At 52.6% G+C, this 15,467-nt stretch carries 14 protein-coding genes; 6 read left to right on the forward strand and 8 right to left on the reverse strand.

Annotation, left to right across the window (positions count from 1 at the left end; genetic code table 11):
- Nucleotides 1-72: 72 nt before the first annotated feature.
- From rmf to rlmKL, 6 genes are all read right to left on the reverse strand, one after another.
- Nucleotides 73-240 carry a ribosome modulation factor gene (gene rmf / locus G8S19_RS14565; protein WP_003035871.1) on the reverse strand — a complete coding sequence of 56 codons (168 nt, stop codon included), beginning with the start codon at nt 238-240 and terminating at the stop codon, nt 73-75.
- 256 nt (nt 241-496) lie between these two features.
- Nucleotides 497-1,060: a membrane integrity-associated transporter subunit PqiC gene (gene pqiC / locus G8S19_RS14570; RefSeq protein WP_253685438.1), complete on the reverse strand. Its 564-nt coding sequence runs from the start codon at nt 1,058-1,060 to the stop codon at nt 497-499.
- On the reverse strand, nt 1,057-2,697 hold the full coding sequence (pqiB, locus tag G8S19_RS14575; RefSeq protein WP_124021541.1) for an intermembrane transport protein PqiB: 1,641 nt from the start codon (nt 2,695-2,697) through the stop codon (nt 1,057-1,059). Before pqiB ends, pqiC begins: the two co-directional genes overlap by 4 nt.
- 4 nt (nt 2,698-2,701) lie before the next feature.
- Nucleotides 2,702-3,955, reverse strand: coding sequence for a membrane integrity-associated transporter subunit PqiA (gene pqiA / locus G8S19_RS14580; protein ID WP_101742825.1), 1,254 nt, complete (start codon nt 3,953-3,955; stop codon nt 2,702-2,704).
- Nucleotides 3,956-3,969: 14 nt separating this feature from the next.
- Nucleotides 3,970-5,877: an ABC transporter ATP-binding protein gene (locus G8S19_RS14585; protein WP_101742826.1), complete on the reverse strand. Its 1,908-nt coding sequence runs from the start codon at nt 5,875-5,877 to the stop codon at nt 3,970-3,972.
- Nucleotides 5,878-5,889: 12 nt separating this feature from the next.
- Nucleotides 5,890-7,998, reverse strand: a complete 2,109-nt coding sequence (gene rlmKL, locus G8S19_RS14590) for a bifunctional 23S rRNA (guanine(2069)-N(7))-methyltransferase RlmK/23S rRNA (guanine(2445)-N(2))-methyltransferase RlmL (protein WP_253685440.1) — start codon at nt 7,996-7,998, stop codon at nt 5,890-5,892.
- 98 nt (nt 7,999-8,096) lie between these two features.
- On the opposite strand from rlmKL, the gene G8S19_RS14595 reads away from it, so the two are divergent.
- Nucleotides 8,097-9,203: a YcbX family protein gene (locus tag G8S19_RS14595; RefSeq protein WP_253685442.1), complete on the forward strand. Its 1,107-nt coding sequence runs from the start codon at nt 8,097-8,099 to the stop codon at nt 9,201-9,203.
- On the opposite strand, the gene zapC is transcribed toward G8S19_RS14595, so the two are convergent.
- A complete protein-coding gene (zapC, locus tag G8S19_RS14600) occupies nt 9,200-9,742 on the reverse strand; it encodes a cell division protein ZapC (RefSeq protein WP_061067635.1) in 543 nt (180 codons plus the stop codon). The two genes, G8S19_RS14595 and zapC, sit on opposite strands and share 4 nt — an antisense overlap.
- A 166-nt stretch (nt 9,743-9,908) precedes the next feature.
- Nucleotides 9,909-10,919: a quinone-dependent dihydroorotate dehydrogenase gene (pyrD, locus tag G8S19_RS14605; RefSeq protein ID WP_061067634.1), complete on the reverse strand. Its 1,011-nt coding sequence runs from the start codon at nt 10,917-10,919 to the stop codon at nt 9,909-9,911.
- A 243-nt stretch (nt 10,920-11,162) separates the two neighbouring features.
- Here pyrD and ssuE point away from each other — a divergent pair, with 243 nt between their 5' ends.
- The 5 genes from ssuE to ssuB are packed head-to-tail and all read left to right on the forward strand — an operon-like array spanning nt 11,163 to nt 15,413.
- Entirely contained in the window at nt 11,163-11,738 is a 576-nt protein-coding gene (gene ssuE / locus G8S19_RS14610; protein WP_253685444.1) for an NADPH-dependent FMN reductase, read from the forward strand.
- Nucleotides 11,731-12,705 (forward strand): sulfonate ABC transporter substrate-binding protein, encoded by a 975-nt coding sequence (locus tag G8S19_RS14615; protein WP_253686642.1) that lies wholly within the window; start codon nt 11,731-11,733, stop codon nt 12,703-12,705. The genes ssuE and G8S19_RS14615 overlap by 8 nt, the downstream gene beginning before the upstream one ends.
- Entirely contained in the window at nt 12,702-13,847 is a 1,146-nt protein-coding gene (gene ssuD, locus G8S19_RS14620; RefSeq protein WP_253685446.1) for an FMNH2-dependent alkanesulfonate monooxygenase, read from the forward strand. Before G8S19_RS14615 ends, ssuD begins: the two co-directional genes overlap by 4 nt.
- Nucleotides 13,848-13,857: 10 nt before the next feature.
- A complete protein-coding gene (ssuC, locus tag G8S19_RS14625) occupies nt 13,858-14,649 on the forward strand; it encodes an aliphatic sulfonate ABC transporter permease SsuC (protein ID WP_137346276.1) in 792 nt (263 codons plus the stop codon).
- Complete coding sequence (gene ssuB / locus G8S19_RS14630) at nt 14,646-15,413, forward strand: aliphatic sulfonates ABC transporter ATP-binding protein (RefSeq protein ID WP_253685448.1); 768 nt, start codon at nt 14,646-14,648, stop codon at nt 15,411-15,413. Before ssuC ends, ssuB begins: the two co-directional genes overlap by 4 nt.
- Nucleotides 15,414-15,467 lie beyond the last annotated feature (54 nt).

The following is a 15,467-nucleotide window of genomic DNA, read 5'->3' on the forward strand; positions in this document are numbered from 1 at the left end:
ACGTTATTTTGCCGGTCTACAAAAGGCGAAACCTCCGCTTAGCGGAGGTTTCTTTTATCTAAAGAGACAGAATCAGGCCATTAAAACCCTATCCCCCATGGCTTCTCGCCAGCCTCCCAGCCAGTATGACCTCTGATTCAGCGTCTGATAGGGACACATTTCTTTTGAGCGTCCGGCAATGCCGGCCTGATATCCACGTTGATGTGCCCGTTCCAGGCGATCTCGTTTTTGTCTCTTCATGCCTCGTTTCCCTCATTTTTAGGTCTGGTGGAAAAGAAAACAGTGATTACTAAGTGTGCAATCACACTAAACGAATACCCCTAAACATCAGACTCGTCAATGCGCAAAATTCACGCCAGTGTCATATTTGTGAGCTAGCTGGTAAATCATTTGTACAAAAATTCTCTGTCAGAACAGCTACCTCAACTGCTAAAAAAATAAAAAAAACCGCCTCTGGCGATGAGCCTGAGGCGGCATAATTTACAATTATTTAAGCTTATGGAATGCTTTTCAGCTCCTGGGCGATTGCCGTCGCTTCCTGACTCCAGGCGCTGGCCAGAACTTTCACCATTTCATCGTAGCCATCCTGCGTCTGTACAACTTCGATATGGAACGGACGCTTGATTAATTGCCCCTGGTGATTCAGCAACCATTCACCGCTGACAATCACTTTGCCGTCGTAACGTCCGTGAAAGCCTGTCACCGTCACGTTAAGCGTATCCTGAGTGCTTCCCAACGGCTGAGAAGCGACCACCCAACCAGGAAGTTGCATACTGAGATTTGCGACAAGGGTATTACGCAGCTGCTGATCCAGTGGGCTGGCCCAGAGATTGTTATTTGCTATCACATACTTCACGTCGCTGGTCTGGTACACCACACCATTCCCCGCCAGGTAATCAGGTACTGCAACCTGTTCAACCCACAACAGGCGATTGCCCTGATTAGCTGAACTTTGTCCCCCCCCTTGCGCAATGGGGAGCTGATAATAGCTTTTACTCTCTCCGCCGGAGCTACATGACGTCAGCCAGACCGCCATCATCACCACTAGCCACTTTTTCATTGTTTCGCCCTCTTCGGCTCTGGATCTTTTTTGTCCTTCGCTTCAAACACCAGCGCGTTGCTCTTGTCGTTCAGCGTTTTCAGAACCGGCTGCAGTTCACGCAGTACCTGATCAAGACGCTGCATATCTGCCACCATCTTGTTGTAGGCCGCAGAACCCGGCTGGAAGCCCTGCATGCTGCGATTCAGTTCACGCAACGTATTCTGCATATCCGCAGGAAGCTGCTGCATCGACTGGCTGGACGTGATCTTATTCATGTTATCCAGCGTAGTTTGCAGATGCTTCATCGTGCGCTGGCTTTCCGACAGCGTATTGGTTGCCTGCTCAATCATCGGGTTCAGCGGCAGGCCATTAATCTTATCCAACGCTTCCATCAGACGTTGCTGAATCTGCGCCAGACCGCCACTCACTGTTGGGATAATTTGATAACCATTAAACTCGCGTACCCCTGTAATTGGCGGCTCTTTCGGGTAAAAGTCGAGATCGACATACAGCGCGCCGGTCACCAGGTTCCCCGTCTTCAATGAGCCTCTCAGCCCACGTTTGAGCAACTCAGCAAGATGAGCCCCCACATCGGTGTCTTCACCCAACTGCGCTTTCAGCCGTTCAGGTTCAATACGCACCAGAACAGGAATGCGGTAATCATTGTTAAATACCTGGCGCATATTTGGCGCGAAGAAAGGCACTTTACTTACTGTACCCAGGCGTATACCACGGAATTCCAACGGCGCACCCGGCTGCAGACCACGAATTGAATCCTTGAAGAACATCAGGTAATCAATGTGATCGGTATACAAGGAATCCTGAATACTTTTTTGATCGTCATACAGATTAAAAGAGGAATGCTGTTCAACCGGTTGGCCTTGCTCCAGCCCTTCCGGTACGTCAAAGCTTACCCCACCGCCAAACAGCGTCGTGAGCGAGCCCATTTCTACTCGCATACCTGCCGAAGTGAGATCGACGGCAATACCGCTGTCTTTCCAGAAACGGACATTACTGGTTACCAGTCGATCGTTTGGCGCATTGATGAAAAGCTGGTAGCTGATCGTGCGTTTTTGAGCATCAAACGTGCTGGTCTCAACCGAGCCCACGCGATATCCACGGAACAGCACCGGGTCACCCGGACTCAATTGACCGGCTTTTTTACTGTCCAGGATCACGCGGATCCCTTTCGCATCAGGCGGCGCCAGCGGTGGAGAATCGAGCAATTGGTAATTTTCCAGCTTGCTGCCTTTATTACCGGGTTGCAGCTCAATATATGCCCCGGACAACAGCGTTCCCAGGCCACTGATACCTTCACGCCCCACCTGCGGCTTCACAACCCAAAAAACAGAATCTTTATGCAGCAGCTTTTCCATACCGGAATTAAGACGCGTTTTAATCTCCACATGGGTCAGATCATCCGTCAGGGTTGCGCTCTCAACGATGCCGACGTCCACACTGCGGCTCTTAATCGTCGTTTTGCCCCCTTCAATACCTTCGGCATTGGTCGTAATCAACGTGACTTCCGGCCCCTGATGGCTGTAGTGGTAAAACAGAACCCATGCGCCAATGAGTGCAGTGACGATCGGGAATATCCACACGGGCGACCAGTTTTTTACCTTCTGCACTTTGGCTTCCCCACTTTTAGATTCCATGCTGTCAGGACTCCTCATGGCCTGGTTCTGGTTCACGGTCCCACGACAGACGCGGATCAAATGTCATCGCAGAAAACATTGTCATAATGACGACTAAAGCAAACATCAAAGCACCCATTGCAGGATAAATGTTCATTAACCCTCCCATGCGCACCAGCGCAGAGAGTACCGCAATAACAAAAACGTCGATCATTGACCAGCGACCGACAAATTCCACCACCTCATAAATCAGGTGCATACGTTCGCTGTCACGTTTGCCATGCCCTTTGGCATCCCAACATAGCCAGGCAATGGCGATCATTTTTAAGGTCGGCACCATAATACTGGCGATAAAGATAACTGCAGCCACGGGATAAGAACCTTCGCTCCAGATTAAAACCACGCCCTCAAGAATGGTTGATGGCAGTTTTGACCCCAGCAGATCGGTGATCATAATCGGCAGAATATTGGCAGGAAGATAAAGCATGATCGACGTGAACAGTAGTGCCAGTGTCCATTGCAAACTGTTTTTACGCCGCACATAGCCTTTCGTTTGACAACGCGGACACACCAGCTCATCAGCCGGAAGTATTGCAGTGCAGCAAGAGCAGGAACGCAGTCCCTGTCGAATACCAGGCACGCCAGGTTTTAAGGCCTGCTTTATGACAGGCATTGGCGCAATATCATCCCACAGCCAGCGACGATCGACACACTGGAATGCTCGTAACTGGAGAAGACAAAAGAAGCACCACGGGATGAAACTACTGCCCACACCGATATCGCCATAGGCCATTAGTTTAACAAAGCTCACCAGCACGCCCGCGAGGAAGATTTCGGCCATTCCCCAGCTTTTTAGCTGAAACAAGACGCGCGCTAACCGCACTTTGAACCGCCCCGGCATCTCAACCCGATTTACCAGCAGCAAAATAGTCAGCAGGCAAAAAGCTGGAACCAGTTGCACGAAGAGCAAAAAGAAAGTGCCGAGACTGGCATAGTCCTCCGAAAAGAGAACGCTCGGGATCTCCAGCAACGTGACTTCGCTGCTCACCCCTGCGACGTTCATATTCACAAAGGGAAACAGGTTTGATAAAAGCAGCATGAACAATGCTGCTAACACATAGGCGGTAGGACGCTGCCGGGGCGCGTCCCACTCAACCGTTAACGTAGTGCCACATCGTGGACATGCCGCTTTCTGACCATGCTCAAGGCGAGGAAGCGCCACCAGCATGTCACACTGCGAGCACAAAATATGCTTCGCGGCATGGTGATGTTCGCACATATGTGCTCCTTTAATTATGCGCCATTCTTCAAAGACTCAAGATACTCCCAGCGCTCAAAGGCTTGCTCAAGTTCTTGTTCTGCTTCGTTCAGATTAGCTAACACCTGTTGCGTTTGCTCGTGCGGCTGACTAAAAAACGCGGCGTCAGCAACCTGAGTCTGTAAGGCTTCCAGCTTAGCTTCCAGTTCTTCAAGCAGCGCAGGAAGCTGCTCCAGTTCGCGCTGTAGTTTATAGCTTAGTTTGCTGGTGCCGCGTTTTACAATTTCTGCTTTAGGCGCAACAGTTTCCTCCGTTTTTTTCTCAACGGGTTGTTTAAACGCCACATACTGTGTTTGTTGGCCACGCGCGTCATGATAGCCGCCCACATAACGACCAATTTTGCCGCCACCTTCAAAAATCCAGCACTCGGTAACAGTATTGTCAACAAACTGACGGTCGTGGCTTACCAGCAATACGGTCCCCTGATAACCGTCAATCAACTCTTCGAGCAGTTCCAGCGTTTCGACGTCGAGATCGTTGGTGGGTTCATCGAGAATTAACAGATTGCTGGGTTTCAGGAACAAACGCGCCAACAGCAGGCGATTGCGTTCCCCGCCAGAGAGAGCACGTACTGGCGTCATCGCACGTTTCGGATGGAACAGGAAGTCCTGAAGATAGCCCAGCACATGGCGCGGCTTACCGTTCACCATCACCTCTTGCTTACCTTCAGCAAGGTTATCCATCACGGTTTTATCCGGATCCAGTTCAGCACGGTGCTGGTCGAAATAGGCAACTTCCAGTTTCGTCCCGACGTGGATGCGACCACTGTCGGCCTGTAATTGTCCCAGCATCAGCTTCAGCAGCGTTGTTTTGCCGCAGCCGTTAGGCCCAATTAAGGCAATTTTGTCGCTGCGCTGCACCTGCGCGGAGAAATCTTTCACCAGTTGCTTCCCGTCAACCTGGTAATCAACATTCTCCATTTCGAAAACAATCTTGCCTGAGCGGCTCGCTTCTTCGACCTGCATCTTCGCTGTGCCCATCACTTCACGCCGCTCGCCACGCTCGCGACGCATGGCTTTCAGCGCACGCACGCGACCTTCATTGCGGGTTCGACGCGCCTTAATACCTTGACGGATCCAGACTTCTTCCTGCGCCAGTTTGCGGTCAAATTCCGCGTTTTGTAACTCTTCTACGCGCAACGCTTCTTCTTTATCCAGCAGATACTGATCGTAGTTCCCCGGATAGGTCACCAGCTTGCCGCGGTCGAGATCGACAATGCGCGTCGCCATATTGCGAATAAATGAACGGTCGTGGGAGATGAAAATGATTGTCCCATTGAAGGTTTTCAGGAACCCTTCCAGCCAGTCGATGGTTTCAATATCCAGGTGGTTCGTCGGTTCATCCAGCAGCAGCACGCGCGGGTTGCTCACTAACGCGCGGCCCAGCGCCGCCTTACGTAGCCAGCCGCCGGAAAGCGATGCCAGCTCCATGTCTGCTTCCAGGCCAAGCTGTTCCAGTACTTCATTAATACGGTTTTCCAGCTGCCACAGATTATGGTGATCCAGCTGTTCCTGAACCTTCGCCAGTTCCTGGAGGTTTTTATCACTCGGATCGGTGATCACCAGATGCGAGATATCATGATAACGCTTGAGGTAAACCGCCTGTTCTGCAATCCCTTCGGCGACGAAATCGTAGACGCTACCCTGCACGTTGCGCGGCGGATCCTGCTGCAGACGCGCCACAACCAGATCCTGCTCATAAATAATACGCCCATCGTCAAGACCCTGCTCACGGTTCAGGATCTTCATCAGCGTCGATTTGCCCGCGCCGTTACGGCCTACCAGACAGACGCGTTCGTTATCCTCGATATGCAATTCTGCATTATCAAGAAGTGGCGAATCGCTGAACGACAGCCATGCGCCATGCATACTGATCAATGACATTTATTTTTCCTTTCAGGCTGCGGTAATCAGCCAGCAGTTGTGGATCTGGCGGTTACGGGCAAAGTCCTGGGAAAGCGTTTTTTGGGTAATTTCTTGTGCTTTCAATCCCAGTTCAGCCAGACCGTCGAGGTCCATACGGAATCCACGTTTGTTGTTGGAGAACATAATCGTGCCGTCTTTACGCAGCAGGCGTTTCAGATCTTTCATCAGCGCCAGATGATCGCGCTGCACATCGAACGAGTCTTCCATACGCTTAGAGTTAGAGAACGTCGGCGGATCAATGAAGATCAGATCAAACTGTTCATTGGCATCACGCAGCCAGCCCAGGCAGTCGGCCTGAATCAAGCGGTGCGCACGTCCGCTTAACCCGTTCAGTCGCAGGTTACGCTCTGCCCATTCCAGATAGGTACGCGACATATCTACCGTTGTGGTGCTGCGCGCACCGCCCAATCCCGCATGTACGCTGGCGCTGCCGGTATAGGAGAACAGGTTAAGGAAGTCTTTCCCTTTGCTCATCTGCCCCAACATGCGGCGTGCAATTCGGTGATCGAGGAACAGGCCGGTATCCAGATAATCGGTCAGGTTTACCCACAGGCGCGCGTTATACTCGCTCACCTCAATGAACTCGCCCTTCTCGTTCATTTTCTGGTATTGGTTCTTCCCTTTCTGGCGCTCACGGGTTTTCAGCACCAGTTTGTTTGGTGCGATTTCCAGTACCGACAGCGTTGCGGCGATAATGTCGAACAGGCGTTGACGTGCTTTCTGCGCATCAACCGTCTTCGGCGGCGCATATTCCTGAACCACGACCCAGTCACCATAGCGATCCACTGCAACGTTGTATTCCGGCAGGTCAGCGTCATACAGGCGATAGCATTCAATCCCTTCCTGACGTGCCCATTTTTCCAATTTCTTAATATTCTTGCGCAGGCGGTTGGCATAATCTTCCGCCACCGTTGCAGGTTTGCTGTCAGCGGTCGTTTCTGCAACGTGATAGTTCTTCTGTACGCAATCCAGCGGACCATTTTTCGCTTTAAACTGTTTATCCGCACGCAATTGCAGGCTGCTGAGCAGATCCGGCGAGGCGCTGAACAGCGACAAATTCCAGCCGCCAAACTGGTTTTTCATCGTGCGTCCCAGCAGGCTGTGCAGAGCTATCAACGCCGGTTCGCTATCCAGACGTTCGCCGTATGGCGGGTTGCTGATAACCGTACCATACGGTCCTTTCGGCAGCGGGTTGCTCAGTTTAGCGACATCTTTAACTTCAAACGTCATCAGATCGGCAATACCGGCGCGGCGGGCATTACTGCGCGCTTTTTCAATTACCCGCGCATCGCTGTCAGATCCATAGAAGTGCGAGGTATAGTCCGCCAACCCTTTGCGTGCACGAACCTGTGCTTCGGCTTTGACTTCTTGCCAGACGACTTCATCGTGCTGCGCCCAACCGTTGAAGCCCCAGTAGCCACGGTGCAGGCCCGGCGCGCGATCGGTTGCCCACATTGCGGCTTCAATCAGCAACGTACCGGAACCACACATCGGATCGAGCAGCGGCGTACCCGGCTGCCAGCCTGAACGCATCACAATGGCGGCCGCCAGCGTCTCTTTGATCGGCGCCTGACCAGCGCGATCGCGATAACCACGCTGATGCAGGCCGTCACAGCTCAGATCGAGGGCGATGCTGGCGGTATCTTTGTTCAACCAGACGTTAATGCGCAGATCGGGTGATTCACGATCTACGTTCGGACGCGGCAGGTTTTTACGGGTAAAGGCATCGACAATCGCATCCTTTACTTTCAGTGCACCGTACTGACTATTACGAATCGTCTCGTTCAGGCCGCTAAAATGAACGGCAAACGTAGCACCAGGGTTAAATATCTCTGTCCAGTCGATTGCCTGAACGCCGAGGTACAGATCAAGATCGCTGTAGACCTTGCACTCTCCCATCGGCAGGATAATGCGCGAGGCCAGGCGACTCCACATCAGGCTCTGGTAAACAAGCCGCGTGTCGCCCTTAAAATGGACCCCACCCTGAACGACCTGACACTCCAGCGCGCCGAGGTTTTCCAGTTCAGTTTTTAACAGCTCTTCCAGCCCGCGGGCCGTACTGGCAAACAGAGAATTCATAATGTCACTTTTACTCCGAGAAAATTGCTGCGCATTATAGCTAATATGGGCTGTATGTCATAAAGTTGAAGGCTTATTTTCATTCGAGGGGCTGTACAGTGGTCACGTTAACCCGACTTTTTATTCATCCGGTTAAATCAATGCGCGGCATTGGGCTTACGCATGCCCTGGCAGATATTAGCGGTCTCGCCTTTGATCGCATATTTATGATCACTGAACCTGACGGAACGTTCATAACCGCCCGCCAGTTCCCACAAATGGTCCATTTTACGCCTTCCCCATTCCACGATGGGCTGCATCTTACGGCTCCAGACGGCAGCAGTGCGCTCGTACGATTTGCCGACTTCGCCGCCCAGGATGCGCCAACTGAAGTATGGGGAAATCATTTTACCGCGCGAGTAGCACCAGCGGATATCAATCGCTGGATCAGCGGTTTCTTTTCCCGTGATGTGCAGTTGCGTTGGGTTGGCCCGCAACTGACGCGCCGGGTAAAGCGCCACGATGACGTTCCCTTATCCTTCGCCGACGGTTATCCCTATCTGCTGACCAATGAAGCATCGCTACGCGATCTGCAACAGCGCTGTCCGGCAAGCGTCAAAATGGAACAGTTTCGCCCTAATCTGGTGATTTCAGGCGCTGGCGCCTGGGAAGAAGATACCTGGAAAGTGATTCGCATCGGCGACGTCATTTTTGATGTGGCAAAACCCTGTAGCCGCTGTATTTTCACTACCGTCAGCCCAGAAAAAGGCCAGAAACATCCGTCTGGCGAGCCACTAGCAACGCTGCAAACCTTCCGCACGGCGGCGGACAACGGTGATGTCGATTTCGGCCAGAATCTCATCGCCCGTAATAGCGGCGTAATTCGTGTAGGTGATGAAGTCGAAATACTGGCGACCCGACCCGCCCGGCTGTACAGCGCGGCGGAATCTGATGATACGGCTTTGCAACAACAACCCGATGCAACAGTGATGATTGACTGGCAGGGTCAAACGTTTCGCGGAAATAATCAGCAGGTATTGTTGGAACAGCTGGAAAACCAGGGGATCCGTGTTCCCTACTCGTGTCGTGCGGGAATTTGCGGATGCTGCCGGATTCGGCTGGTAGAAGGCGAAGTCAACCCACTGAAAAAATCAGCGATTGGCGATGACGGAACGATTCTTTGCTGCAGTTGTGTACCCAAGACAGCAATCAGGCTGGAAAGTTAGACCGCCTGCTCAAGGTTGAAACTGTCGACAATTGCCTGTGGTTTCAGTCTGTCATTCATGATTTTAATCGCATCGCCAAGTTGCATGGTGCGACCAGCGATGACCACTCCGGGCTGCGCAAGCAAACACAGTGCGGCATTTTCACCCGGCTCTACCACTAACAGATTTACCTGTTCTTCGGTATCGCTTAAATCCACACAGGCGGCGTCACCCACGGTTGGCGACCAGTTAATACCGTGCGCAACAAAGTGCCAGCTTTTTGGCATTTGCGGTTTAAGATACCGAATAGCCACCAGCGCATTTAGCACCAGTTCCGCTTTTTGTTCTTTAGCTAAATCCAGATAACGGCATTTTTCTTCGAAGGAGAAATAAAGCGCGGCGTCATCAACACAAAAACCAGATGGAGAAAAAGCATCAGGCGTGAGCATTTTACGCGCAAAACGCGAGCGGAATAACATGCCATTGGCTAAATCGAGCATCATACGATCGTGCTCTTCATCATAATACCAGCGCCAGTTATCGTCGGGTTTAATTCGCATCAGTTTCTCTCCTTTCCTTAATCATCGCCATTACGACAGTATCCTTTTGCCGCTTCGTTTATTGCCTTAATAATAAAAGCTCAGAATGTTTAAATAAGCAACAGTAAAGGAATATAAAACAACCAGGGCCAGAAATAAAGCCCTGGTTGTCGGATTAAGGCATAGATCAGATATTGCTGACGATTTCTTTAATCAACGGCGGACCTTTAAAAATAAAGCCCGAATAAATCTGTACGAGGCTTGCGCCGGCAGCCATTTTTTCCCGCGCGGCAATCACCGAGTCGATCCCGCCAACACCAATAATTGGCAACTGCCCTTTTAATTCCTGAGACAACTGGCGAATAATTTCTGTACTTTTTAATTGCAATGGTCGCCCGCTCAGACCACCCATTTGATCGCAATTTTTCATTCCCTGAACGAGCGAACGATCGAGCGTGGTGTTAGTCGCAATTACGCCATCAATATTATGCCGAACTAAACTGTCAGCAACCTGGATCAGTTCTTCCACAGAAAGATCCGGCGCGATCTTTACCGCCACCGGCACATATTTATGGTGGATCGCTTGCAGATCGTTTTGCTTATTTTTAATAGCCGTCAGCAGATCGTCCAGAGCCTCGCCGTATTGCAGCGTACGTAATCCCGGCGTATTCGGTGAAGAGATATTAATCGCAATATAACCCGCATAAGCATAGACTTTTTCCATACAAATCAGATAGTCATCTTTGCCATTCTCTACTGGGGTATCTTTATTCTTGCCAATATTAATCCCCAGAATACCGTCAAAATGCGATTTTTTAACGTTCTCAACCAGGTTATCAACTCCGTGGTTATTAAACCCCATACGGTTGATCAAACCTTCTGCATCGACCAGACGGAACAGACGCGGTTTATCGTTACCCGGCTGAGGACGCGGCGTCACGGTACCTATTTCAATTGAGCCGAATCCCATCGCGCCAAGTGCATCAATGCACTCCCCGTCTTTATCCAGTCCGGCAGCAAGACCGAGCGGGTTTTTAAACGTCAGCCCCATACAGGTAACCGGTTTTGCAGGTACCTTCTGGCGGACAAGCGCTTCAAGCGGCGTGCCGGTAATGCGACGTAACTGCTGGAATGTCAATTCATGAGCGCGCTCTGGATCGAGCTGAAAAAGGGCTTTACGAACGAAGGGGTAGTACATGAACTCTCCTGGATTCCCGGTGTGCAAACCGGGGGCGTATTATGTGCGATCGCGAGCAAAAAGGGAATTGACCTGCGGCAATAAATAGCAATCGTTTTCCTGGCCCCTGCCTTTTTATTCAATTTCCAACTTTTCTATCCCGTATAAATCATTTCGATAAACAAAATCTCTCTGCCAGACTGCATAAATTGTTATCAATGTTAACTAAAAGCAAACAATTGGTTATAAGCGGAGAATGAAATTATGCGCGTCATCACTCTGGCGGGGAGCCCTCGCTTTCCTTCTCGCTCCAGTGCGTTACTGGAATATGCCCGAGAAAAACTGCACGGTCAGGATATCGAAATCTTTCACTGGAACCTGCACAATTTTGCCCCGGAAGACCTGATCTATGCTCGTTTCGACAGTCCGGCGCTGAACACATTTATCGAACAATTGCAGGATGCAGACGGGCTGATTGTCGCAACACCAGTCTATAAAGCCGCTTACTCTGGGGCCCTGAAAACCCTGCTCGATCTGCTCCCCGAGCGAGCGCTGGAAGGAAAAGTGGTGTTGCCGCTGGCGACCGGCGGCAGCGTGGCGCATTTACTGGCCGTCGATTACGCGCTGAAACCGGTACTGAGTGCGTTAAAAGCCCAGGAGATCCTGCACGGCGTATTTGCCGATGATTCGCAGGTCATCGATTATCAGCATAAACCGCAGTTTACGCCCAACCTGCAGCAGCGCATGGATAGTGCGCTCGACACCTTCTGGCTGGCATTGCATCGTCGCGATATCCAACTCCCTCAACTGAATGCCCTGCGAGGTGCCGCCCATACTTAATCTGCTCAAACGTCACACGTCGTGGTTCGCACTGGCTGGGCTGCTGTCACTGTCAACGCTGGCGCACGCCGCAGAACCTGCGCCCGATGCTCTACGCATTGGTTATCAGAAAGGGAGCGTCAGCATGGTGTTGGCAAAAAGCCATCAATTGTTGGAGAAACGCTACCCGCAAACCAAAATCTCGTGGGTTGAGTTCCCTGCCGGGCCACAAATGCTGGAAGCGCTCAATATCGGCAGTATCGATCTCGGCAGTACGGGTGACATTCCACCCATTTTCGCCCAGGCCGCGGGGGCAGATCTGGTTTACGTGGGCGTTGAGCCCCCCAAACCGAAAGCTGAAGTGATTCTGGTGCCGAAAAATAGCCCGATCCAGAACGTCGCGCAGCTTAAAGGACATAAAGTCGCTTTCCAGAAAGGTTCCAGCGCCCACAATTTACTGCTCCGTGCACTGCAACAGGCTGGGCTGAAATTTACCGATATTCAACCTACTTATCTGACGCCAGCCGATGCGCGAGCGGCCTTCCAGCAAGGAAACGTTGATGCATGGGCTATCTGGGATCCCTACTATTCCGCCGCGTTATTGCAAGGTGATGTACGCGTGCTGAAAGACGGCTCAGACCTCAAGCAAACCGGTTCGTTTTATCTCGCCGCACGTCCTTATGCCGAAAAAAATGGCGCTTTTATTCTTGGCGTACTGAATACCTTTAGCCAGGCCGATGCGTTAACCCTCAGCCAGCGGCAGCAAAGCATTGCCCTGCTGGCTAAAACCATGAGCCTGCCTGAGCCGGTAATTGCCTCTTATCTGGATCACCGCCCGCCAACCACCATTACGCCCGTCAGCGACTCTGTTGCTGCGCTACAGCAACAAACCGCGGATCTGTTTTATGACAACCGTCTGGTGCCGAAAAAAATCGATATTCGCCAGCGTATCTGGCAACCCACTCAGCAGGCAGGAGAAAAATTATGAGTCTGAACATGTTCTGGTTTTTACCCACCCACGGTGACGGTCATTATCTTGGAACGGAAGAAGGTTCGCGCCCGGTCGATCACGGATATCTGCAACAAATCGCGCAAACGGCCGATCGTCTTGGATTTACCGGCGTCCTGATCCCAACCGGTCGCTCCTGCGAAGATGCCTGGCTGGTCGCCGCCTCGATGATCCCGGTCACCCAGCGATTAAAGTTTCTGGTCGCGCTGCGTCCGAGCGTCACCTCGCCAACGGTTGCCGCACGTCAGGCTGCAACGCTCGACAGACTTTCTAACGGTCGGGCGTTATTTAACCTGGTGACCGGCAGCGATCCACAGGAGCTGGCAGGCGACGGCGTGTTCCTCGATCACACCGGGCGCTATGAAGCCTCTGCTGAATTTACTCAGGTCTGGCGGCGCTTGCTGCAAGGTGAAACGGTGGATTTCAACGGCAAATATATTCATGTTCGCGGGGCAAAACTGTTCTTCCCGCCGATCCAGCAGCCACATCCTCCACTCTATTTCGGCGGCTCATCTGATGTCGCACAAGATCTTGCTGCAGAACAGGTTGATCTCTACCTGACCTGGGGCGAACCGCCCGAACAGGTGAAACAGAAGATTGAACAGGTGCGGGCTAAAGCGGCGGCGCGCGGGCGTAAGATCCGCTTCGGTATTCGTCTGCATGTGATCGTACGGGAGACAACGCGCGAGGCATGGCAGGCAGCGGATCGTCTGATAGCCCATCTGGATGACGACACCATCGCCAAAGCCCAGGCCGCCTTCTCAAAAACGGATTCGGTTGGTCAGCAGCGAATGGCGGCACTGCACAACGGTAAACGCGACAAACTGGAAATTAGCCCGAACCTGTGGGCGGGGGTCGGACTGGTACGCGGTGGCGCAGGGACCGCACTGGTCGGAGATGGTCCTACGGTCGCAGCGCGTATTAACGAGTATGCCGCGCTGGGAATCGACAGCTTTGTGCTGTCCGGGTATCCGCATCTGGAAGAGGCATACAGAGTTGGTGAGCTGCTGTTCCCGCATCTGGATGTCGCGATACCCGAAATTCCGCAACCACAGCGCCTGCAACAGCAAGGCGAAGCGGTGGCGAACGAATTCATCCCGCGTAAAGTCGCACAAAGCTAAGGAGCGGCTAATGGCAACGACGAAAAACAGATGGTTATTGCGCCTCGCGCCCTGGTTTTTACCGGTCGGTCTGGTGGCGTTCTGGCAGCTCGCATCATCAATGGGCTGGCTGTCCAACCGCATACTGCCCTCTCCGGAGGGTGTTATCGAAGCCTTCTGGACGCTTTCCGCCAGCGGCGAACTTTGGCAGCATCTGGCGATCAGCGCCTGGCGCGCGCTGATCGGATTCTCTATCGGTGGATCGATTGGCCTGACACTAGGGCTGATTAGCGGCCTTTCGCGTTGGGGAGAACGCCTGCTGGATACCTCGGTGCAGATGCTGCGTAACGTACCGCATCTGGCGCTGATCCCGCTGGTGATTTTGTGGTTCGGTATTGATGAATCCGCCAGGATCTTTCTCGTCGCCCTGGGCACGCTGTTCCCGATTTACATCAACACCTGGCACGGGATACGCAATATCGACCGCGGGCTGGTTGAAATGGCGCGCAGCTATGGGTTGTCTGGTTTTTCACTGTTTATTCATGTGATCCTCCCCGGCGCCCTGCCCTCAATTATGGTTGGGGTGCGTTTTGCTCTCGGACTGATGTGGCTGACGCTCATTGTGGCGGAAACCATTTCAGCCAATGCCGGTATTGGCTACCTGGCCATGAATGCTCGCGAATTTCTGCAAACCGATGTGGTCGTGGTGGCCATTATTCTCTACGCCCTGCTCGGCAAGCTAGCCGATGTCAGTGCCCAACTGCTGGAGCGAATCTGGCTGCGCTGGAACCCGGCTTACCATGTGAAGGAGGCTACCGTATGAACACCGCTCGCCTGAACCAGGGCACGCCGCTTTTGCTAAGCGCCGTAACGAAACAATACGCCGCCAATACGGTGCTCAATCAGTTAGATTTGCATATTCCGGCCGGACAGTTCGTTGCCGTGGTAGGCCGCAGTGGCGGAGGTAAAAGTACGTTGCTGCGCCTGCTGGCTGGGCTGGAGTCGCCCACCTCTGGCGCATTACTCGCCGGAACCACCCCGCTGGCAGAGATTCAGGATGATACGCGAATGATGTTTCAGGATGCGCGTCTGCTGCCATGGAAGACGGTTATCGATAACGTCGGTCTGGGTCTGAAAGGTCAGTGGCGCAATGCGGCCCGAGATGCGCTGGCCGCCGTTGGACTGGAGAATCGTGCTCAGGAGTGGCCCGCAGCACTTTCTGGCGGACAAAAACAGCGCGTGGCTCTGGCGCGGGCATTAATTCATCGCCCCGGTCTGCTTCTGCTGGATGAACCCCTCGGCGCACTGGATGCCTTAACCCGCCTTGAAATGCAGGAGCTGATCGTCTCTTTATGGCAAGAGCACGGCTTTACCGTGCTGTTGGTCACCCATGACGTCAGTGAAGCGGTGGCAATGGCCGATCGCGTTTTGCTGATTGAGGATGGAAAAATCGGACTGGATTTAACGGTGGATATTGCGCGACCACGCCGGATTGGCTCTCTTCGTCTGGCAGAACTGGAAGCCGAGGTGTTGAATCGGGTGATGAAACGCGGCGAAAATGAAGTTCAGCTACGCAAGCAAGGTTAAAAATGCCGGATGGCGCTACCGCTTATCCGGCCTACGCGTGAATGGTAGGCCGGA

It is taken from the genome of Citrobacter sp. SX206 (genome assembly GCF_024181025.1).
Classification (GTDB): domain Bacteria; phylum Pseudomonadota; class Gammaproteobacteria; order Enterobacterales; family Enterobacteriaceae; genus Citrobacter; species Citrobacter youngae.